Origin of the sequence: Streptomyces sp. W16 (assembly GCF_033194735.1) — a bacterium.
GTDB lineage: Bacteria > Actinomycetota > Actinomycetes > Streptomycetales > Streptomycetaceae > Streptomyces.
In genome coordinates, this window is the sequence record NZ_JAWOAI010000146.1 from 1 (window position 1) to 20001 (window position 20001).

Genomic DNA, 20001 nt, shown 5'->3' on the forward strand with positions numbered 1-20001 from the left:
GCCGGCTGGCGGCGGCCTGGGCGGTGGTGCTCGGCATCCCGGCCGACCGGATCGGCCGCCAGGACCACTTCTTCGACCGCGGCGGCACCTCGCTGGCCGCGGTGAAGCTGGCGGTCGCCCTCGACCGGGCGATCAGCCTCAAGGACGTCACCCGTCACCCGGTCCTCGCGGACCTGGCCGGACTGCTGGACCCGCCGGTCTCCTCCTGAGACCCGCCGCACCCCCGGCCGAACGATCGACAGCACCACCGAAAGGAACACCGAGATGTCGCTCTCATCCGCGACCCTTCTCCACGCAGTCACCCTGAGCCAGGGCGCTCCGCCGCAGCTGCACGCCGACGCCGGCGCGGACCCGGCGGGCTGGGCCGACCGGCACCGTACGGCACTGCGGGCCGTCGTCGCCGAGCACGGCTGCGTCCTGGTCCGGGGCCTCGGCCTCGCCGACCCGGCCGGGGCCGAGACCGTCTTCCGGCGGCTCACCAACTCCCTGATGGCCGACCGGGAACCCTTCGCACCCCGCCGTACGTACGCGGAAGGTGTGTACTCGGCCACCAAGTGGCCGACCGACCAACCGATGTGTCTGCACCACGAGTCGAGCTACGCGCTGGACTTCCCCGGACTGCTGCTCTTCGCCTGCCTCGACGCGCCGACCGAGGGCGGTGCGACCCCGGTCGCCGACGCCGAGGCCGTCCTGACCTCGCTGCCCACCACGCTGGTGGACCGCTTCGAACGCGAGGGCTGGCTGCTGACCCGGACCTACCACGAGGAGATCGGGGCGTCGGTCGCCGAGGCCTTCGGCACCGAGGACCGCAGCGTCGTGGAGCGCTACTGCCGGGCCCAGGGCATCGACTTCGCCTGGCAGTCCGACGGTTCGCTGCACACCCGGCAGCACCGCGCCGCCGTGCTCCGCCACCCGGTCACCGGCCGCCGCTGCTGGTTCAACCAGATCGCGTTCCTGAACGAGTGGACGATGGAGCCGGAGGTCCGCGAGTACCTGATCGACGTCTACGGCGCCGACGCGCTGCCCTTCAACACCCGCTTCGGGAACGGCGATCCGGTCGACGCGGACATCGTGTCGGCCATCAACGGGGCCTACGACGCACACGTACGGCGCACGCCGTGGCGCTCCGGGGATCTGCTGCTGGTGGACAACATCCGTACCGCGCACGGCCGGGACCCGTTCGAGGGCCCGCGCGAGGTGCTCGCCGGACTCGGCGACCCGGTACGGCTCACGGACTGCGCGCCGACAGGAGGGGTGAGGGCGGCATGAGCGAATTCGACACACCCACGTTCGCGGTCATCAGCGGCGAACAGGTCCAACAGGCCCTGGCCGGGCGGGAGTCGGAGATCGGCGAGCTCGTGGAGGCCACCTACCGGCTGCACGGCGCGGGCGACTCGGTGAACCCGCCGTCGTTCTTCCTGCGCTTCCCTGACCGCCCGTCGTCCCGCATCATCGGGCTGCCGGCGTCGCTGGGCGGGCCGCAGCGGGTGGACGGCCTGAAGTGGATCTCCAGTTTCCCGGGGAACACCGGCTCGGGGCTGCCCAGGGCCTCGGCGGTACTGATCCTCAACGACCCCGACACCGGCTATCCGTACGCCTGTCTGGAGAGTTCGGTGATCAGCGCGACGCGTACGGCGAGTTCGGCGGCGCTCGCGGCCGAGAAACTCAGCCGGGGCCGGACGCGTCCGCTGCGGGTCGGGTTCGTCGGGACCGGCCTGATCGCCCGCTACATCCACACCCATCTCCGGGCCACCGGCTGGGAGTTCGAGGAGACGGGCGTGTACGACCTGTCCGCGGACAGCGCGGAGGGGTTCCGGGGGTATCTGGAGCGGTCGGGGGCGCAGGGGCGGATCACGGTGCACGACAAGGCCGAAGGCCTCGTCCGCTCCAGCGATCTGCTGGTCTTCGCGACGATCGCCGGCACGCCGCACATCCACGATCCGGCCTGGTTCGACCACCATCCGCTGGTCCTGCACGTGTCGTTGCGGGATCTCGACCCGGCGATCCTGCTCGCGTCCGCGAACTTCGTGGACGACGTCGAGCACTGTCTCAAGGCCGACACGTCACCGCATCTGGTCGAACAGGCCACCGGTGGGCGGGAGTTCATCGACGGCACGCTGGACGACGTGCTCACCGGACGGGTGGAGGTACCGGCGGACCGCACCGTGGTCTTCTCACCCTTCGGTCTCGGGGTGCTGGACCTCGCGGTCGGCAGGTTCGTCCATGACGAAGTGGCTCGACGGGGCGAACTGCGCGTCGTCGACGGGTTCTTCCACGAGCTGCGCCGGTACGGCTGACGGCGATCGTGGCGCACCACTAGGGGGGAAATACATGGCTGTTATCTCTGATCCCGCGGAGTTCAACGAGGACGAGCTCTACGTCGATCTGCGGGCCTCGCTGGGGCTGCCGCTCTATCTGAAATGTGAGGGGTTCAACTTCGCCGGCTCGATCAAACTGAAGGCCGCCACCGAGATGGTGGACGCCGCCGAACGGGACGGCATTCTGCGGCCCGGCTCGGTACTTGTCGAGTCGTCGTCCGGGAACCTGGGGGTGGCCCTGAGCGTGATCGCGGCGAGCCGCGGCTACGGGTTCCTCTGTGTGACCGACAGACGCTGCAACCTGCCGACGGTGCGGCTGATGGAGACGCTGGGCAGCCGGGTCCACATCATCGACCAGGCGGACGGGCACGGCGGTTTCCTGGGCGCCCGGATCGCGTACGTGCGCGCGCTGTGCGCCTCGGACGAGCGGTATGTGTGGCTCAACCAGTACACCAACCAAGGGAATTGGCGGGCGCACTACCGCACCACGGCACCCGCCATCGCCCGCCGGTTCCCGCAGCTCGACGTGTTGTTCGTGGGGGCCGGCACCACCGGGACCCTGATGGGCTGCGCGCGCTGGTTCTGGCAGTGGCGGCGCCGGGTGCGGATCGTCGCCGTGGACGCCGTCGGCTCGGTCACCTTCGGCGGGGAGGCGAGGCCCCGGATGATCCCGGGGCTCGGCACCAGCGTGGGGTCGCCCTTCCTCGACGAGTCGTACGTCGACGACGTGATCCATGTCGAGGAGACGGACACCGTGCAGACCTGCCGTCGGCTGGCCGCGCGGGGCTTCCTGTTCGGCGGGTCCACCGGCACGGTCGTCAGCGGGGCCGGCCAGTGGCTCGCCCGGAACGGCTGGCCGGACCGGCTGCACGGCCCGACCGCGGTGGCGATCGCCCCTGACCTGGGCGAACGCTATCTGGACACCGTGTACCGCACGGGCTGGCTGGAGGAGGAGGCGGCCGGGACCGAAATACTGGCGGGCATGTCACAGTCGGCCTGACGTCGGCGGCGGTGGCTGTCTCAGGGCGGAGATCCGGGCCACCGCCGTCCGCACGGGTAGGTTCCAGCCATGGCACGCACCACCCACACCGTGACGAACCAGCCTCCCCCACTGGTCGGGTACGACGTCTTCACCGCCGACCGCGTCCTGACGGCCGCGGTCGAGCGGCACACGGCGCCCGAACTGCTCACCGAGGTACAGGGCGACCTCTCCGCCCTGGGCCGGGCCGCCGGCTCGGCCCAGGTGCAGGAGTGGGGTGCGCAGGCCAACGACAACCCCCCGGGCCTGCGCACCCACGACCGTTTCGGCAACCGGATCGACGAGGTCGAGTTCCATCCGGCCTGGCACCGACTGCTCGGCAAGGGCGTGGCGGCAGGACTGACCGCCGCCTGGAACCGCCCGGCCGGGCATGTCAGGCGGGCCGCCGGTTTCCTGGTCTGGACGCAGGTCGAGGCGGGCAACGGCTGCCCGCTGTCGATGACCCACGCGGCGGTGCCCGCCCTGCGCGCCGACCCCGCGCTCGCCGCCGAGTGGGAGCCCCGGCTGACGTCCATGGTCTACGACCGTGAGCTGCGGCCCGCCCAGCTGAAGGCCGGGGCGGTCTTCGGGATGGGCATGACGGAGAAGCAGGGCGGCAGTGACGTCCGCGCGAACACGACGGCCGCGCGACCGCTCGCCGAGGACGGGACGTACGAGCTGACCGGCCACAAGTGGTTCTGCTCGGCGCCCATGTCCGACGGTTTCCTGGTGCTGGCACAGGCGCCCGGCGGGCTCACCTGCTTCCTGGTACCCCGGGTGCTGGCGGACGGCACCCGCAACGTGTTCCTCCTCCAGCGGCTCAAGGACAAGCTGGGCAACCGGTCGAACGCCTCCGCCGAGGTCGAGTTCGACGGCACCTGGGCGCGCCGCGTCGGGGACGAGGGGGACGGCGTGCGCACCATCATCGGAATGGTGGCGGCCACCCGGCTCGACTGTGTGCTGGGCTCGGCCGGTCTGATGCGGCAGGCCGTCGCACAGGCCGTCCACCACGCCACCCACCGCGAGGCGTTCGGCGGCAGGCTCCTCGACAAGCCGCTGATGCGCAACGTCCTGGCCGACCTCGCCCTGGAGTCGGAGGCGGCCACCACGCTGGGACTCAGACTCGCGGCGGCCTACGACGACGGTGGTGAACAGGAGCTGGCGTTCCTGCGGTTGGCGGTGCCGGCCGCCAAGTACTGGGTGACCAAGCGCTGTTCGACAGTCGCGGTCGAGGCGGCCGAGTGTCTGGGCGGCAACGGCTACGTGGAGGAGTCCGGACTGCCGCGCCTGGTACGGGAGTCACCGCTCAACTCGGTCTGGGAGGGCGCCGGGAACATCCAGGCCCTCGACGTGCTGCGGGCGCTGCAACGCGAGCCGCAGGCACTGAACGCGTTCCTGGTCGAGATCGGCCAGGTGCGCGGCGCCGATCACCGGCTGGACGGCGCGATGAAGAACCTGCTCGTCGAACTCGCCGACCTGGAGGGCATCGAGGGCCGCGCCCGGCGCCTGGTCGAGCGGATGGCGCTCGTCCTTCAGGGGGCGCTGCTCGTCCAGCACGCGCCTCCGGAGGTCGCCGACGCGTTCTGCGCGTCCCGGCTGGCCGGCGACTGGGGTGCCACCTTCGGCACCCTGCCGCCGAGCCTGGACCTGACGTCGATCGTGGAACGCGCCCGGCCAACGGCCTGAGCCGCACCGACGCAACGCGAGGGTGGTGCTGCGCCGACACGGCACCACCCTCGCAGCGTGGGACAAGTTTCAGACACCGTACGGCCGTTCACCAGGGTTGCAGAGGGTTGCAACTTGGTGGCCACTGTGTCCGGAGTGTCTCCCTCCGTCACCGCGGGGCGGCACTATGAGAACAACAGTCGATACGGGACCGGAGAGAAGGACCCATGGTGAACCCGCCGGCCGCCCCGACACAGCACGCCACCGTCGACGCGGCACGGACGGCAAGGATGCTCAGCGACCCCCGGCACACCACGCTCTCCGGACAGCGCGCCCGCACCGCACCGCGCCCGGTGATCGAGGAGTCCTGGGAGCGCGCGTTACGCGGCGGGACCCACCCCGACCACGATCTGCGCACCGGACTGCTCTCCCGCGAGGAGGTCGAACGGCGGCGCGGCGCAAGCCCGTTGCGGCACGTCCTGCCGGTGCTGCGGGAGGGCCTGGTGTCGGTCGCGGACGCCGCCCACCACATTGTGCTGATCGCGGACGACGAGGGCCGCGCGCTGTGGCGCGAGGGCAGTGCCGCCGTACTGCGCAAGGCCGACGAGGTCGGCATCGAGGTCGGCACGGACTGGCGCGAGGACGTCATCGGCACCAACGGCGTGGGCACCCCGGCGGTCGTACGGCGGCCCGTGCAGGTCTTCGCCGCCGAGCATCTCTCGCGCGCGCTGGCCGCGTTCACCTGCGCGGGCGCCCCGATCACCGACCCCAGGGACGGCCGGCTGATCGGTGTCGTCGATGTCAGCGGTCCGCTGGAGACCATGCATCCGGCCACCCTCGCCTGGGTCGACTCGGTGGCCAAGCTCGCCGAGGCCCGGCTGCGCGAACTGCACATGACCTCGCTGGAGCGGCTGCGCGCGGTGGCGGCGCCGATCCTGCCCCGGCTCGGTGGCCAGGCCCTGGTGGTGGACCGGGACGGCTGGACGGCCGCGGTCACCGGAATGCCGTACGTGAAGCGGATCGCTTTGCCCAAGTCGCCCTCGGCGGGCCGTCGTTGGCTGCCCTCGCTCGGGCTGTGCTCGCTGGAGCCGCTGGCCGGGGGCTGGTTGGTCCGCGTCGCCGACGAACCCGGGCCGCGCGCCGCCACCCGGATCGTCCTCGACCTCGCGCTGCCGCGCCGCTGGTCGGTGACGGTGTCCGGCTGCGCCGGCTCCTGGACCCATGAACTGAGCCCCCGACACACCGAGTTGCTCTACCTCCTGGCCCTGCACCGCACCGGCCGCAGCGCCGCGGGCCTGGCCGAGGACATGTTCGGCGACCCTGCCCGCACGGTGACGGTGCGCGCCGAGATGTCCCGGGTACGGCGCTATCTCGGGGCGTTCCTGGAGCACCGGCCGTACCGCTTCTGCGAGGACGCGGAGGTCGAGGTGCTGTTGCCGGACGACCCGCGCGAGTTGCTGCCGTACTCGACGGCTCCGGCGGTCACCCGCGGGCGAAGGCCGGTCCACACGCCGTAGCGGACAGGTGGCGCAAAAGACACGTCCGGCAGCATCTTCCGCATATTTGCAGGGTCTTACCCATGGGGCGGCCATCACTGCCGTAGCATCCCCCTACGGGCCACCCCACCTGTTCCCTGGTCAACGCACGGATCACCAGGCGCAGTTGGCTCGCCTCGGGAGGACACTTATGGGTGCACGTGGGCGACATCGCCGGCGCAAGCGGGGCAGGGCGCTGCGCGCCGCGCTCGCCGGGGCCGCGCTCGGCCTCACCGCCGCCGCGACGATGATCAGCGCCTCGCAGGCGACGGTCGGTTCCGATCCCGGGGCGCTCAAGCCGCTCACCTCGGCTTCCGAGCTGGGGAAGTTGGAGCTGCGGGAGAGTCTGGAGCCGCAGGGGACGCTGGACCGGCTGGCCTCGGTGATGGGGCGCCCGGTGGGCGTCGACACCGTGTTGAAGAGCGCCGACCACACGCTCCGCGACGCCGCCGACTGCACGACGGACGAGAAGACGGCGCTGCCCGTCGAACCGGCGGCGACCCGCGCCTACTGCTGGGACAGCGGCGACGCGGCCGACCCGGCGTGGACGCCCCGCTCGGTGACCACCTCGGGCGACGCCGACGAGGACGGCTGGTGGGGCTCGAACCGGGTGATCCTCTCCGGCTGGAGCGCGAACAGCCGCGGCCTTGCGAAGGTCGCCTTCGTGAACGCCGACGAGCCCGACCGTCTCACCTACACCTGGGCCCTCCTCGCCGTACCGACCGACGGCGGGCGCGACTACCGCGGGCTCGTCTCCAAGGTCTCCGGCATGGTCTGGTACCAGGACAAGCTCCTGGTCACCACCACCAGCGGGAACCGCGACGCCCTGTACGTGTACGACATGAACCGCATCCAGCGCGCCACGGTGACGGCATCCGCGGTCGGCCGGGTGCGCGAGGGCTGGTCGGCCGCCGGGTACCGGTATGTGCTGCCCGCGATCGGGTCGTACCGGCTGACCGGTGACAGCTCCGCCACGGGGCCCGTCGGACTCTCGCTGGACCGCAGCACGGTGCCGGACAGTCTGGTCGCCGGCGGCGGGAAGCGGCTGTGGCGCTATCCCTTCAGCCTGGATCCGGCGCGGCCGGGGCTGCTCGCCACCGACTCGGCGGGGCATGTGACGGCCGAGGAGGCGTACCGGACGAAGGTCGCCGGGGTCGGGGGCGTGCTCTCGTACGGGTCCGCCTGGTATCTGGGCGGCGCGGCCGGGGAGCAGAGCGGGCGGGGTTCGATGTGGCGCCAGGAGACCGGCGACGCGAAGGCCACCGTGTGCGGGACCGACGAGACGCACCAGTGCTGGAGCACACAGACCGACTCCCTCTCCTACTGGCAGGAGACCGGTGAGGTCTGGTCGGTGTCCGGACGGATGCTGTTCGCGCTTCCACTGACCTCGATCGACCGAGCCCTGGACTGATGGAGAGGCGGATCGGTCCGGTTTCCCGGCCGATCGACAGATCCCGTGGCCGGATGATTCCCTGGCGGACATGACGAACACCCCCGTGACCACCTGGTCCCTGGAGCAGACCGACCCGCGCGACCTCCTCCCGGCGATCACGCCGGACGGGGACGTGCGGATCGTCCGCGCCGAGGTGCCCTCCCCCGAGTTCAGCCGCTTTCTGTACGCGTCCGTGGGCGGGGACATCCTCTGGATCGACCGGCTCGGCTGGACGTTCGCACAGTGGCAGGAGCACCTGGACCGGCCGGGCACGGAGACCTGGGTCGTGTACGACCGGGGCACCCCCGCCGGGTACACAGAACTGGCCGCGCATGACGACGGCGTCGTCGAGATCGCGTATTTCGGACTGATCCCCGCCTTCCGCGGCCGGCGCCTCGGCGGCCACCTCCTCTCCTACGGCACTGCCCGCGCCTGGGACCTCGCGGACCGCTGGCCGGGGCGGGCGCCCACCAAGCGGGTGTGGGTGCATACCTGCAGCCTGGACGGCGTGCACGCGATGGACAACTACGAGCGCCGGGGCTTCAAGCTCTTCGACACGCAGGTCGAGGAGGTGGCGCTGGTGACCACGCCGGGCCCGTGGCCGGGGGCCTACCCGGTCTGACCTGCGTCGACAAGACCGCGCACACGCCATGTGACTGATGACACCCTCGTCTCACATACCGGGACCAGGGTGTCCGCATGACGGACGAAGCTGGACTGTGTCCAGATCGCCGTGACACGCTTCCGTCATGTCTGGAACTGGGATTGCCTTGGTGAGTCGGCGGCACGTCGACCTCGGCCGCATGTCCAGCGCCATCTGTCCGGCGGGCTAGCCGAGCCGCAGCCCCCGGAATTCCCGTATCTGCCCCATCCTGCGCAAAGACGCGCACGTATGCCCGCATGCGCCCGTACGCGCAGGTCAGAGCCGATCACCCGCCTGTCCCGGAGGACGTAGAACCATGGCCGCCACCCCCGAGAACCCTGCAGCCGCAGCGCCCCGCCGCAAGGTGAGCCGTCACCGCGGTGAGGGTCAGTGGGCAGCGGGGCACTTCACCCCGCTCAACGGCAACGAGCAGTTCAAGAAGGACGACGACGGTCTCAACGTGCGGACACGCATTGAGACGATCTACTCCAAGCGCGGGTTCGACTCGATCGACCCGAACGACCTGCGCGGCCGTATGCGCTGGTGGGGGCTGTACACCCAGCGCAAGCCCGGGATCGACGGCGGCAAGACCGCGATCCTGGAGCCGGAGGAGCTGGACGACAAGTACTTCATGCTGCGCGTCCGCATCGACGGCGGCCGGCTGACCACGGACCAGCTGCGGGTGATCGGCGAGATCTCGCAGGAGTTCGCGCGCGGCACGGCCGACCTCACCGACCGGCAGAACGTGCAGTACCACTGGATCCGCATCGAGGACGTGCCGGAGATCTGGAACCGCCTGGAGGCGGTCGGTCTCTCCACCACCGAGGCCTGCGGTGACACGCCCCGCACCATCCTCGGCTCGCCGGTCGCCGGTATCGCCGAGGACGAGATCATCGACGGCACCTCGGCGATCGACGAGATCCACCGCCTGTACATCGGCAACAAGGAATTCTCCAACCTGCCGCGCAAGTTCAAGACGGCGATCTCCGGCTCCCCGCTCCTCGATGTCGCCCACGAGATCAACGACATCGCGTTCGTCGGCGTCGAGCACCCCGAGCACGGCCCCGGCTTCGACCTGTGGGTCGGCGGCGGCCTGTCCACCAACCCGAAGATCGGCGTCCGGCTCGGCGCCTGGGTCCCGCTGGACGAGGTCCCGGACGTCTGGGCCGGCGTGATCGGCATCTTCCGCGACTACGGCTACCGGCGGCTGCGCACCCGCGCCCGCCTGAAGTTCCTCGTCGCCGACTGGGGCCAGGAGAAGTTCCGCCAGGTCCTGGAGGACGAGTACCTCAAGCGCAAGCTCGTCGACGGCCCCGCCCCCGCGCAGCCGGTCCAGCGCTGGCGCGACCACGTCGGCGTCCACCGCCAGCAGGACGGCCTGTTCTACGTCGGTTTCGCCCCGCGCGTCGGCCGCGTCGACGGCACCACGCTCACGAAGATCGCCGAACTGGCCAAGGCGCACGGCTCGGGCCGGCTGCGCACGACGGTCGAGCAGAAGATGATCGTGCTCGATGTGGCGGAGGCGCAGATCGACTCGCTGGTGGAGGGCCTGGAGGCACTGGGTCTCACCGCCAAGCCGTCTCCCTTCCGGCGCGGCACCATGGCCTGCACCGGTATCGAGTACTGCAAGCTCGCGATCGTCGAGACCAAGCAGCGCGGCATCACGCTCATCGACGAACTGGAGCGCCGCATCCCGGAGTTCGACGAGCCGATCACCATCAACATCAACGGCTGCCCGAACGCCTGCGCCCGGATCCAGGTCGCGGACATCGGTCTCAAGGGCCAGTTGGTCCTCAACGACCAGGGCGAGCAGGTCGAGGGCTTCCAGGTGCACCTCGGTGGCGCCCTCGGTCTGGAGGCCGGCTTCGGCCGCAAGGTCCGTGGCCTGAAGGTCACTTCGGAGGAACTGCCCGACTACGTCGAGCGGGTCCTCACCCGGTTCCAGCAGGAGCGCGAGGACGGCGAGCGCTTCGCCGCCTGGGCCACGCGCGCCAGCGAGGAGGCCCTCTCGTGAGCGAGCGCGCCGCCCCCTTCTACTGCCCCTACTGCGGCGACGAGGACCTGCGTCCCAACGAGCAGGGCCATGGAGCATGGGAATGCGCGGCATGCAATCGGGCCTTTCAGCTGAAGTTCCTCGGGCTCCTCGCCCGGGGTCTCCAGCAGACCGACGCAGGGGGAGAAGAGATATGACGACGACTCAGAAAGCGCGCCCCACCGACGACTTGAAAGCCCTCGCCGAGCAGGCGGGGAAGGATCTTGAGGACGCCTCCGCCCTTGAGATCCTCCAGTGGGCGGCTCGGACCTTCGGCAAGCAGTTCTGTGTGACCTCCTCGATGGAGGACGCGGTGGTGGCCCACCTCGCCTCCCGCGCCATGCCGGGCGTCGACGTGGTGTTCCTCGACACCGGCTACCACTTCCCGGAGACCATCGGCACCCGTGACGCGGTCGAGGCCGTGATGGACGTCAACGTCATCACGCTCACCCCGCGCCAGTCGGTCGCCGAGCAGGACGCCGAGTACGGCCCTCAACTGCACGACCGCGACCCGGACCTGTGCTGCAAGCTCCGCAAGGTCCAGCCGCTGGAGCAGGGTCTGACCAAGTACGCGGCCTGGGCGACCGGGCTGCGCCGCGACGAGTCCCCGACCCGGGCGGGCACCCCGGTCGTCGGCTGGGACGAGAAGCGCCAGAAGGTCAAGGTCTCCCCCATCGCCCGCTGGACCCAGGACGACGTGGACGCGTACGTCGCCGAACACGGCGTCCTCACCAACTCGTTGCTGATGGACGGCTACGCGTCCGTCGGCTGCGCGCCCTGCACCCGCCGGGTCCTCGCGGGCGAGGACGCGCGCGCCGGCCGCTGGGCGGGGCGCGGGAAGACCGAGTGCGGGCTGCACGAATGACCATCACCGAGAAGGAGTTGCACGTGACGACCGGAGCCACCGTCTGGCTCACGGGTCTGCCGAGTGCCGGCAAGACCACCATCGCGTACGAGCTGGCAGGCCGGCTGCGCGAGGAGGGCCACCTCGTCGAGGTGCTCGACGGCGACGAGATCCGCGAGTTCATCTCGGCGGGCCTCGGCTTCTCCCGCGAGGACCGGCACACCAACGTGCAGCGCATCGGCTTCCTCGCCGAACTGCTCGCCCGCAACGGCGTCAAGGCGCTGGTCCCGGTCATCGCGCCGTACGCCGACAGCCGCGAGGCCGTTCGCAAGCGGCACCAGGAGAGCGGCGCCGCCTATGTCGAGGTGCATGTGGCGACCCCGGTCGACGTGTGCTCCGTACGCGATGTGAAGGGTCTCTACGCCAAGCAGGCCGCCGGTGAACTGAGCGGGCTCACCGGGGTCGACGACCCGTACGAGGAGCCCGAGTCGCCGGACCTGCGGATCGAGTCGCAGCACCAGACCGTGCAGGAGTCGGCAGCGGCACTCCACGCGCTGCTCACCGAGAGGGGACTGGCATGACGGCGACCGTCGCCAAGGCCGAGGACGGTACGGACACTCCGTACGCCCTCTCGCACCTGGACGCTCTTGAGTCCGAGGCGGTGCACATCTTCCGTGAGGTGGCGGGTGAGTTCGAGCGGCCGGTGATCCTGTTCTCCGGCGGCAAGGACTCCATCGTCATGCTGCATCTGGCGCTGAAGGCGTTCGCACCCGCGCCGGTGCCCTTCTCGCTGCTGCATGTGGACACCGGACACAACTTCCCCGAAGTCCTTGAGTACCGGGACCGTGTGGTCGCCGCACATGGGCTGCGCCTCCATGTGGCCTCCGTACAGGACTACATCGACAGCGGTGTGCTGAAGGAACGTCCGGACGGGACCCGCAACCCGCTCCAGACATTGCCGCTCACCGAGAAGATCCAGAGCGAGAAGTTCGACGCGGTCTTCGGTGGCGGGCGTCGGGACGAGGAGAAAGCCCGGGCCAAGGAGCGGGTGTTCTCCCTTCGTGACGAGTTCTCGCAGTGGGATCCGCGCCGGCAGCGGCCCGAGCTGTGGAACCTCTACAACGGGCGGCACGCGCCCGGCGAGCACGTCCGTGTCTTCCCGCTCTCCAACTGGACCGAACTGGACGTCTGGCAGTACATCGCCCGCGAGGGCATCGAGCTGCCCGACATCTACTTCGCGCACGAGCGTGAGGTGTTCAGTCGTGGCGGCATGTGGCTGACCGCGGGTGAGTGGGGCGGGCCGAAGGCGGACGAGACCGTGGAGAAGCGGCTCATCCGGTACCGGACCGTCGGTGACATGTCGTGCACGGGCGCCGTCGACTCCGACGCGGTAACGCTGGACGACGTGATCGTCGAGATCGCGGCCTCCCGGCTGACCGAGCGGGGCGCGACGCGTGCCGACGACAAGCTGTCCGAGGCCGCGATGGAAGACCGCAAGCGCGAGGGGTACTTCTAACCATGAGCACCATCACGACCGAGGAACTCATCGCCACCACGCTGCTGCGGTTCGCCACGGCGGGCTCCGTCGACGACGGCAAGTCCACCCTGGTGGGGCGGCTGTTGCACGACTCGAAGTCGGTCCTCACCGACCAACTCGAAGCCGTACAGCGGGTGTCGGCCGACCGCGGCCAGGACGCGCCCGACCTCGCGCTGCTCACCGACGGCCTGCGCGCCGAGCGGGAGCAGGGCATCACGATCGACGTGGCGTACCGCTACTTCGCCACCCCCCGGCGCCGGTTCATCCTCGCCGACACGCCCGGTCATGTGCAGTACACCCGCAACATGGTGACGGGTGCCTCCACGGCCGAGCTGACGGTGGTCCTCGTCGACGCCCGCAACGGAGTCGTCGAGCAGACCCGGCGGCACGCGGCGATCGCCGCGCTGCTGCGGGTGCCGCACGTGGTGCTGGCCGTCAACAAGATGGACCTCGTCGAGTACAAGGAGTCCGTGTTCGCCGCGATCGCCGAGGAGTTCACGGCGTACGCGAGCGAGCTGGGCGTCCCGGAGATCACCGCGATCCCCATCTCGGCGCTGGCCGGGGACAACGTGGTGGACCCGTCCGCGAACATGGACTGGTACGGCGGGCCGACCTTCCTGGAGCACCTGGAGTCGGTGCCGGTCGCCCACGACCTGAGTCACTGCCACGCGCGGCTGCCGGTGCAGTACGTGATCCGGCCGCAGAGCGCCGACCTGCCGGACTACCGGGGGTACGCGGGCCAGATCGCGGCCGGTACGTTCCGTGTCGGCGAGTCCGTGACGGTGCTGCCGTCCGGGCGGGCCACGAAGATCTCCGGTATCGACCTGCTCGGCAAGCCGGTCCGGACCGCCTGGACCACGCAGTCGGTGACCCTCCTGCTGGAGGACGACATCGACATCTCGCGCGGTGACCTCATCGTGCCCAGCAAGGACGCCCCGGCGACCACGCAGGACATCGAGGCGACCGTGTGCCATGTCGCCGACGCGCCGCTGACCGTGGGCCACCGGGTGCTCCTCAAGCACGGTACCCGCACGGTGAAGGCCATCGTCAAGGACATCCCCTCCCGCCTCACGCTCGACGACCTGTCCCTGCACCCGCATCCGGGACAGCTCGTCGCCAACGACATCGGCCGGGTGAAGATCCGCACCGCGGAGCCGCTGCCGGTGGACTCGTACGCGGACTCCCGCCGTACGGGCTCGTTCATCCTGATCGACCCGGCGGACGGCACCACGCTCACCGCCGGCATGGTCGGCGAGTCGTTCGCGGCGCCGGAGCCGGTCAAGGACGGTACGGACGACGACGGTTGGGACTTCTGACATGACGTCCAGGGACTTCTACTCCACGTTCGCGAAGGAGGGCGGCCGGGTCGGCAGCGGCGCCCTCGGCAGCGGGCAGGGCGGAGTGGCGCGATGTGCGGGCTGACGTACGCGCACCGCTCGCGCGCCCAGTCCCCCCACCCGCCGTCCCGGACACGACGAAAACGAAGACCTGCCGACCTCCCGGCCACGACCTGAGACCGTGACCGCCGGGCCAACGAGAGGAACACCTCCCGTGCCTGCCAACCGCTCGACACTTCTGCGCCGCGGCATAGCCGTGGCCGCCGCTCTTCCCCTCCTCGCGCTCGCCGCGTGCAGCTATGGTTCCGACGCCGCGAAGGACAGCTCCGCGAAGGTCGCCACCGGGTCGAAGAAGATCGACGGTCTCGACACCGTCAAGATCGGTTACTTCGGAAACCTGACCCACGCCACCGCGCTGGTCGGCAACCAGAAGGGCTTCTTCCAGAAGGAGCTCGGCGCCACCAAGGCCAAGTACTCGATCTTCAACGCCGGGCCGTCCGAGATCGAGGCCCTCAACGCCGGCTCGATCGACATCGGCTGGATCGGCCCGTCCCCGGCCATCAACGGCTACACCAAGTCCAAGGGCACCGACCTGCGCATCATCGGCGGTTCGGCGTCCGGCGGTGTGAAGCTGGTCGTCAACCCGAAGAAGATCAAGTCCCTCGCGGACGTCAAGGGCAAGAAGATCGCGACGCCCCAGCTGGGCAACACGCAGGACGTGGCGTTCCTCAACTGGGTCGCGGACCAGGGCTGGAAGGTCGACGCGCAGAGCGGCAAGGGTGACGTGTCGGTCATCCGCACCGACAACAAGATCACCCCTGACGCCTACAAGTCCGGTTCCATCGACGGCGCCTGGGTGCCGGAGCCGACCGCGTCCAAGCTGGTCGCCGAGGGCGCCAAGGTGCTGCTCGACGAGTCGTCGCTGTGGCCCGACAAGAAGTTCGTGATCACGAACATCATCGTGTCGCAGAAGTTCCTGAAGGCGCACCCGAAGGTCGTCGAAGCCGTACTCAAGGGCTCGGTCGAGACCAACAAGTGGATCAACGCCAACTCGGACGCGGCGAAGGCGGCGGCGAATAAGCAGCTGGCGATCGACTCGGGCAAGCCCCTGCCGGCCAATGTCATCGACCCGGCCTGGAAGTCCATCCAGTTCATCGACGACCCGTTGGCCTCCACCTTGAACACCGAGGCGCAGCACGCGGTCAAGGCCGGTCTGCTGGAGAGCCCGAAGCTGGACAGCATCTACGACCTCACGCTCCTGAACAAGGTGCTCAAGGCCGCGGGCGACAGCACGGTCAGTGACGCCGGCCTCGGCGTCAAGTAAGCCCGGATCCCGATGACTTCCCAGGAGGTGACGACCATGTCCACGACTCTCGCCAAGGCCGAGGAGTCGGTCGAGCACGCGGCCCGCCTTGAGCACGTCTCGAAGTCCTTCACGGGACCGGGCGGGCAGCAGCTCGTCCTGGACGACATCACTCTCGATGTCGCTCCCGGCGAGTTCGTCACCCTCCTGGGGGCCTCGGGCTGTGGCAAGTCCACGCTGCTGAACCTGGTGGCGGGGTTGGACAAGCCCACCGCGGGCTCCATCACGACCGAGGGGCGCCCCGCCCTGATGTTCCAGGAGCACGCGCTCTTCCCGTGGCTGACCGCGGGCAAGAACATCGAACTCGCGCTGAAACTCAGGGGAGTTCCGAAGGCCGACCGGCGCGGCAAGACCGAGGAACTGCTCGAACTCGTCCGGCTGAAGGGCGCATACGGCAAGCGCGTGCACGAGCTGTCCGGCGGTATGCGGCAGCGGGTCGCCATGGCCCGCGCGCTCGCCCAGGAGAGCCGACTCCTGCTGATGGACGAGCCGTTCGCGGCACTGGACGCGATCACGCGGGACGTGCTGCACGACGAACTCACCCGCATCTGGGGCGAGACGGGGCTCTCGGTCCTGTTCGTCACGCACAACGTGCGCGAGGCGGTACGACTCGCGCAGCGGGTCATCCTGCTGTCCTCCCGGCCCGGCCGGATCGCCCGCGAGTGGACGGTGGACATCCCCCAGCCGCGCCGCATCGAGGACGCGCCCGTGGCGGAACTGTCCGTCGAGATCACAGACGTACTGCGTGGGGAGATCCGCCGTCATGGCCAGCACTGACACGACACAGGTCCAGGACAGCGGGAGCGTCGAGGCGGGCCTCGACGCCCTGGAGACCGCGGCCGTCGGTCGCCCGTCCTTCCGCCAGACCTTCGTCGACAAGATCCTGCCGCCGCTCATCGCCATCGCCGTGGTGCTGGTGATCTGGCAGGGGCTGATCAGCTTCGACATCGTCACCGATCCGACAAAGCTGCCCTCCCCGGGCGACGTGTGGGGCGAGGCCAAGGACGCCTGGCTCCAGGGCACTCTGCTCGGTTACATCTGGACCAGCGTCTCCCGCGGCCTGCTGGGCTTCCTGTTCGCACTGATCATCGGTACGCCGCTGGGCCTGCTGGTGGCGCGGGTGAAGTTCGTGCGCGCGGCGATCGGCCCGGTCCTCTCCGGCCTCCAGTCGCTGCCTTCGGTCGCCTGGGTTCCGCCTGCCGTGATCTGGCTGGGCCTGGACAGTTCGCTGATGTACGCGGTGATCCTGCTGGGTGCCGTCCCCTCGATCGCCAACGGTCTCGTGTCGGGCGTCGACCAGGTGCCCCCGCTGTTCCTCCGTGCCGGACGCACGCTGGGGGCAACCGGCCTGCGTGGTACCTGGCACATCGTGCTGCCGGCCGCGCTGCCCGGCTATGTGGCGGGCCTGAAGCAGGGGTGGGCGTTCTCGTGGCGCTCGCTGATGGCCGCCGAGATCATCGCGTACTCACCGGACATGGGAGTGGGCCTGGGGCAGTTGCTGGAGATCGCCCGTTCGAACAGCAGCATGGCGCAGGTCTTCCTCGCCATCCTCCTCATCCTGTTCGTCGGTATCGCCATCGACCTGCTGATCTTCAGCCCCATGGAGCGGTGGGTCCTGCGCAGCCGCGGTCTCCTGGTGAAGAGCTGAACCTCATGCGTCAAAGGCCGGTTCTCCTCGTCATCGCCCACGGCAGCCGCGACCCGCGGCATGCGGCGACGGTCCACGCCCTGGTGCGTCGGGTACGGTCGCTACGGCCCGGGCTGCGCGTGGAGACCGGCTTTCTGGACTTCAACATCCCTTCCGTGCAAGGGGTGTTGGAATCACTCGCGGCGGGGGGCGTGCGTGACGTCGTAGCACTCCCGCTGCTGCTGACCCGAGCGTTCCACGCGAAGGCGGACATCCCCGCGGTCCTCGACGCGGCGCCGCCGCAGCTACGGATCCGGCAGGCAGAGGTGCTGGGCCCGTCCCCGCTCCTCCTCCAGGCCCTCGAACGGCGTTTGTACGAGGCCGGGTTGACGCCCGCCGACAAGTCCTCGACCGGGGTAGTACTGGCCTCGGCGGGGTCCACCGACCCGGAGGCGATCGCGGTGATCGCCGACATCGCGCGGGATTGGTGGCGCACCGGTTGGTGTGCCGTACGACCCGCGTTCGCGTCCGCGTCCCTGCCGCGCACGGAGGACGCGGTGCGGGAGCTTCGGGCTCTCGGGTGTGAGCGAGTGGCCGTCGCGCCGTACGTCCTGGCTCCGGGCTTTCTGCCGGACCGCATCGCGCGGGGCGCGGCGGAGGCGAATGTCCTCGCCAATGTGCTGGGGGCGGCACCGGAAGTGGCGCAGGTAATTCTGCGCAGGTACGTCGAAGCGTCCGGGAAAGCACTGCTCCCCCTGAGGGCGAGCGCCTGAGGAAGGCACTCCGCGAAAAGGAATTCTGTCGCGGCCGGTCTTACCGACTCGCCACGACAGAATTCACAGGATCTACTCAGCCCGCATACATGTATTAGGCGGACTGGAGCATCTGCCGACTACTGTTGTTGCCATTGCACTTGGTGGTGACGACCCAGGTACCGGATGCCTGGCTCTTCTTGCGCGGAGCTATGCAGAGACCGGTCTTGTAGTTCTGCGCACCCCAGAGAGCCTGCGTGTCACCCCGGACGTACTTCCACTTCTGGGTGGTCGAGCTGCTGCACTTGACGGCGTGCAGGTACCACTCGCTGCCGGTCTTCTCGCTCTTGGCACCGTCCAGGCACTTGCCGGTGTCCCCGGCCGGGGAGATCTGGGTGACCTGCGTCCCCTTGTAGGTGCCGACGACGAGACGCCACGCCTGCGAGGTCCCGTTGTTGCACTTCTTGATCAGTTCCCGCTTGCCCTTGCTGGTACTGGCCTTTGCCTGGATAGTGAGGCACTGGCCGCCGGCGTGGACGAATTTGATGCTGCGCCAGTACGTGGTGGCCTGGGCTTCACCAGCGGTCGCAATACCTGTGGCAAGACTGAGAACCGCGGTCGCGGAAATCATGGCAGCAGAACGCTTCGTGACCATTCGGTCATCCCCGTTTCTCATCAATCGATATGGTGCTGCTTCTCTTCTATCAACAAGATCAAAGTCCAGCAAGGCGATTGAGATGAACCACACTCGTCCGCACACCCGGCCCCTCCCACACCTCCGAGTCACAGGTGGAGGACCGGTCCGACCTGCCCGGTTTCCCGGAAAGGGGTCTCCCCCGGCTCCCGGATCTGCTGGGATGGTTCCTCTGAGGGCGAGTGGGGAGCAAGTACACGTGGCGGGTCGGGAGTTCGGGTATCGCGAAGGGCCTGTGCCAGCCCAACTGCACTACACCTCGGGGCTGTCCGGCTCCGAGGATTCCGGCCCCCGGTTCACGGCGGTCGGCGCGGAGGTGCCGCCGGCGGTGCTGCGGGAGGCCGAGCGGCTCCTCGGGTACGAGCCACCGCCCGACATCCCGCAGCGGCCCGACGCCGAACAGCTCAAGAGGTTCCCCACGGTCTTCGGCTTCAGCGAACTCGCCGACGGCAGGCGGCTGTTGAGCCGTTCCGTGTGTACCGGCACAGACTGGGCCGGGGGCCCGGTCTCCTTCCACGCGCACGCCGTCCTGCTGCCGGCCGGGACCCGGTTGCCGGACGGCGTGCTGCCCATCTCCACCTGGGAGTCCTCGCGTTGGGCCGAGTCGACTCCCCCGGACGGCAGGCCCGAGCCCGTCAGCCGGCTCGAACCCTCCGGGCTGCTGCGCAAGGAGGCGCTGGTCGCGTTCGCGCAGTCCCGGGCCGGATGGCTCGCCCCGTTCTTCGCCGATCTGCGGGCGGTGGCCGCGGACCCGGGCGCCGGGCAGATCGTGGTGGTGGAGCACGACAGCGCCGATGTGGCCCGGTGGATCGCGCTCGCCTGCACGGTCCTGCCCCGCGAACAAGCGCACCGGCTCACCTTCACGACGTACACCCGCGACCCCCGGCAGGCCCGCCAGCAGCTCGTCGGCGCCCTGCCGTCCTCGGAGTCCGTCGCCGACGACGAGCGCTATCGCGTGCACAACTGCACGGGCCGTCAGCCGTCCGGACCGGTCGCGGACACCGGGGCCGAGGTCTCCGCCCGCGTCTGGCGTGCGGGCCGCCCCGACCTGTTCCACAACGACCCCGAAGACCTGGGCCCGTTGGCGGTGAGCGCCCTCGTCGCGGGCATCGACCTGCGTACGGACGCCCGGGCGGTGGCGGCGAGTTGGGCGGCCGAGCAGGCGGACACGCTGCCGGACGACACCCTGACGGCGTTGGTCGCC

At 69.8% G+C, this 20001-nt stretch carries 21 protein-coding genes; 20 read left to right on the top strand and 1 reads right to left on the bottom strand.

Annotated elements, in window-relative coordinates:
• From R6V09_RS20665 to R6V09_RS20755, 19 genes are all read left to right on the top strand, one after another.
• Positions 1 to 209, top strand: a 209-nt coding sequence (locus R6V09_RS20665) for an acyl carrier protein (protein WP_317882898.1), incomplete at its 5' end; no start/stop codon positions are given.
• A gap of 55 nt (positions 210 to 264) precedes the next feature.
• On the top strand, positions 265 to 1269 hold the full coding sequence (locus R6V09_RS20670; protein ID WP_317882899.1) for a TauD/TfdA family dioxygenase: 1005 nt from the start codon (positions 265 to 267) through the stop codon (positions 1267 to 1269).
• Positions 1266 to 2297, top strand: a complete 1032-nt coding sequence (gene sbnB / locus R6V09_RS20675) for a 2,3-diaminopropionate biosynthesis protein SbnB (RefSeq protein ID WP_317882900.1) — start codon at positions 1266 to 1268, stop codon at positions 2295 to 2297. Before R6V09_RS20670 ends, sbnB begins: the two co-directional genes overlap by 4 nt.
• 34 nt (positions 2298 to 2331) lie before the next feature.
• Entirely contained in the window at positions 2332 to 3318 is a 987-nt protein-coding gene (gene sbnA / locus R6V09_RS20680; protein ID WP_317882901.1) for a 2,3-diaminopropionate biosynthesis protein SbnA, read from the top strand.
• A 69-nt stretch (positions 3319 to 3387) separates the two neighbouring features.
• On the top strand, positions 3388 to 5022 hold the full coding sequence (locus R6V09_RS20685) for an acyl-CoA dehydrogenase family protein (RefSeq protein WP_317882902.1): 1635 nt from the start codon (positions 3388 to 3390) through the stop codon (positions 5020 to 5022).
• 206 nt (positions 5023 to 5228) lie between these two features.
• Entirely contained in the window at positions 5229 to 6518 is a 1290-nt protein-coding gene (locus tag R6V09_RS20690) for a GAF domain-containing protein (protein ID WP_317882903.1), read from the top strand.
• A gap of 169 nt (positions 6519 to 6687) precedes the next feature.
• Positions 6688 to 7947: a hypothetical protein gene (locus tag R6V09_RS20695; RefSeq protein ID WP_317882904.1), complete on the top strand. Its 1260-nt coding sequence runs from the start codon at positions 6688 to 6690 to the stop codon at positions 7945 to 7947.
• 70 nt (positions 7948 to 8017) lie between these two features.
• Entirely contained in the window at positions 8018 to 8590 is a 573-nt protein-coding gene (locus R6V09_RS20700; RefSeq protein WP_317882905.1) for a GNAT family N-acetyltransferase, read from the top strand.
• Between the two features lie 127 nt (positions 8591 to 8717).
• On the top strand, positions 8718 to 8801 hold the full coding sequence (locus tag R6V09_RS20705) for a putative leader peptide (protein ID WP_309500612.1): 84 nt from the start codon (positions 8718 to 8720) through the stop codon (positions 8799 to 8801).
• A 126-nt stretch (positions 8802 to 8927) separates the two neighbouring features.
• Positions 8928 to 10625 carry a nitrite/sulfite reductase gene (locus R6V09_RS20710; RefSeq protein WP_317882906.1) on the top strand — a complete coding sequence of 566 codons (1698 nt, stop codon included), beginning with the start codon at positions 8928 to 8930 and terminating at the stop codon, positions 10623 to 10625.
• Positions 10622 to 10801: a hypothetical protein gene (locus R6V09_RS20715; protein WP_317882907.1), complete on the top strand. Its 180-nt coding sequence runs from the start codon at positions 10622 to 10624 to the stop codon at positions 10799 to 10801. The genes R6V09_RS20710 and R6V09_RS20715 overlap by 4 nt, the downstream gene beginning before the upstream one ends.
• Positions 10798 to 11508 (top strand): phosphoadenylyl-sulfate reductase, encoded by a 711-nt coding sequence (locus R6V09_RS20720; protein WP_317882908.1) that lies wholly within the window; start codon positions 10798 to 10800, stop codon positions 11506 to 11508. Before R6V09_RS20715 ends, R6V09_RS20720 begins: the two co-directional genes overlap by 4 nt.
• 23 nt (positions 11509 to 11531) lie before the next feature.
• Entirely contained in the window at positions 11532 to 12068 is a 537-nt protein-coding gene (cysC, locus tag R6V09_RS20725) for an adenylyl-sulfate kinase (protein ID WP_442810095.1), read from the top strand.
• Positions 12065 to 13003, top strand: a complete 939-nt coding sequence (cysD, locus tag R6V09_RS20730) for a sulfate adenylyltransferase subunit CysD (RefSeq protein WP_317882910.1) — start codon at positions 12065 to 12067, stop codon at positions 13001 to 13003. The genes cysC and cysD overlap by 4 nt, the downstream gene beginning before the upstream one ends.
• A 2-nt stretch (positions 13004 to 13005) precedes the next feature.
• Positions 13006 to 14340, top strand: a complete 1335-nt coding sequence (locus R6V09_RS20735; protein ID WP_317882911.1) for a sulfate adenylyltransferase subunit 1 — start codon at positions 13006 to 13008, stop codon at positions 14338 to 14340.
• Between the two features lie 235 nt (positions 14341 to 14575).
• Positions 14576 to 15685: an ABC transporter substrate-binding protein gene (locus tag R6V09_RS20740; RefSeq protein ID WP_317882912.1), complete on the top strand. Its 1110-nt coding sequence runs from the start codon at positions 14576 to 14578 to the stop codon at positions 15683 to 15685.
• A 12-nt stretch (positions 15686 to 15697) separates the two neighbouring features.
• Positions 15698 to 16501, top strand: coding sequence for an ABC transporter ATP-binding protein (locus R6V09_RS20745; RefSeq protein WP_317882913.1), 804 nt, complete (start codon positions 15698 to 15700; stop codon positions 16499 to 16501).
• Positions 16488 to 17372, top strand: coding sequence for an ABC transporter permease (locus R6V09_RS20750; protein WP_317882914.1), 885 nt, complete (start codon positions 16488 to 16490; stop codon positions 17370 to 17372). Before R6V09_RS20745 ends, R6V09_RS20750 begins: the two co-directional genes overlap by 14 nt.
• A 5-nt stretch (positions 17373 to 17377) precedes the next feature.
• Positions 17378 to 18124: a sirohydrochlorin chelatase gene (locus R6V09_RS20755; protein WP_317882915.1), complete on the top strand. Its 747-nt coding sequence runs from the start codon at positions 17378 to 17380 to the stop codon at positions 18122 to 18124.
• Positions 18125 to 18218: 94 nt separating this feature from the next.
• Here the strand turns inward: R6V09_RS20755 and R6V09_RS20760 are convergent, their stop codons facing one another.
• Entirely contained in the window at positions 18219 to 18734 is a 516-nt protein-coding gene (locus tag R6V09_RS20760) for an RICIN domain-containing protein (RefSeq protein ID WP_317882916.1), read from the bottom strand.
• A gap of 298 nt (positions 18735 to 19032) precedes the next feature.
• On the opposite strand from R6V09_RS20760, the gene R6V09_RS20765 reads away from it, so the two are divergent.
• Positions 19033 to 20001: GTPase-associated protein 1-related protein (locus R6V09_RS20765; protein ID WP_317882917.1), on the top strand; the 969-nt coding region annotated here is incomplete at its 3' end.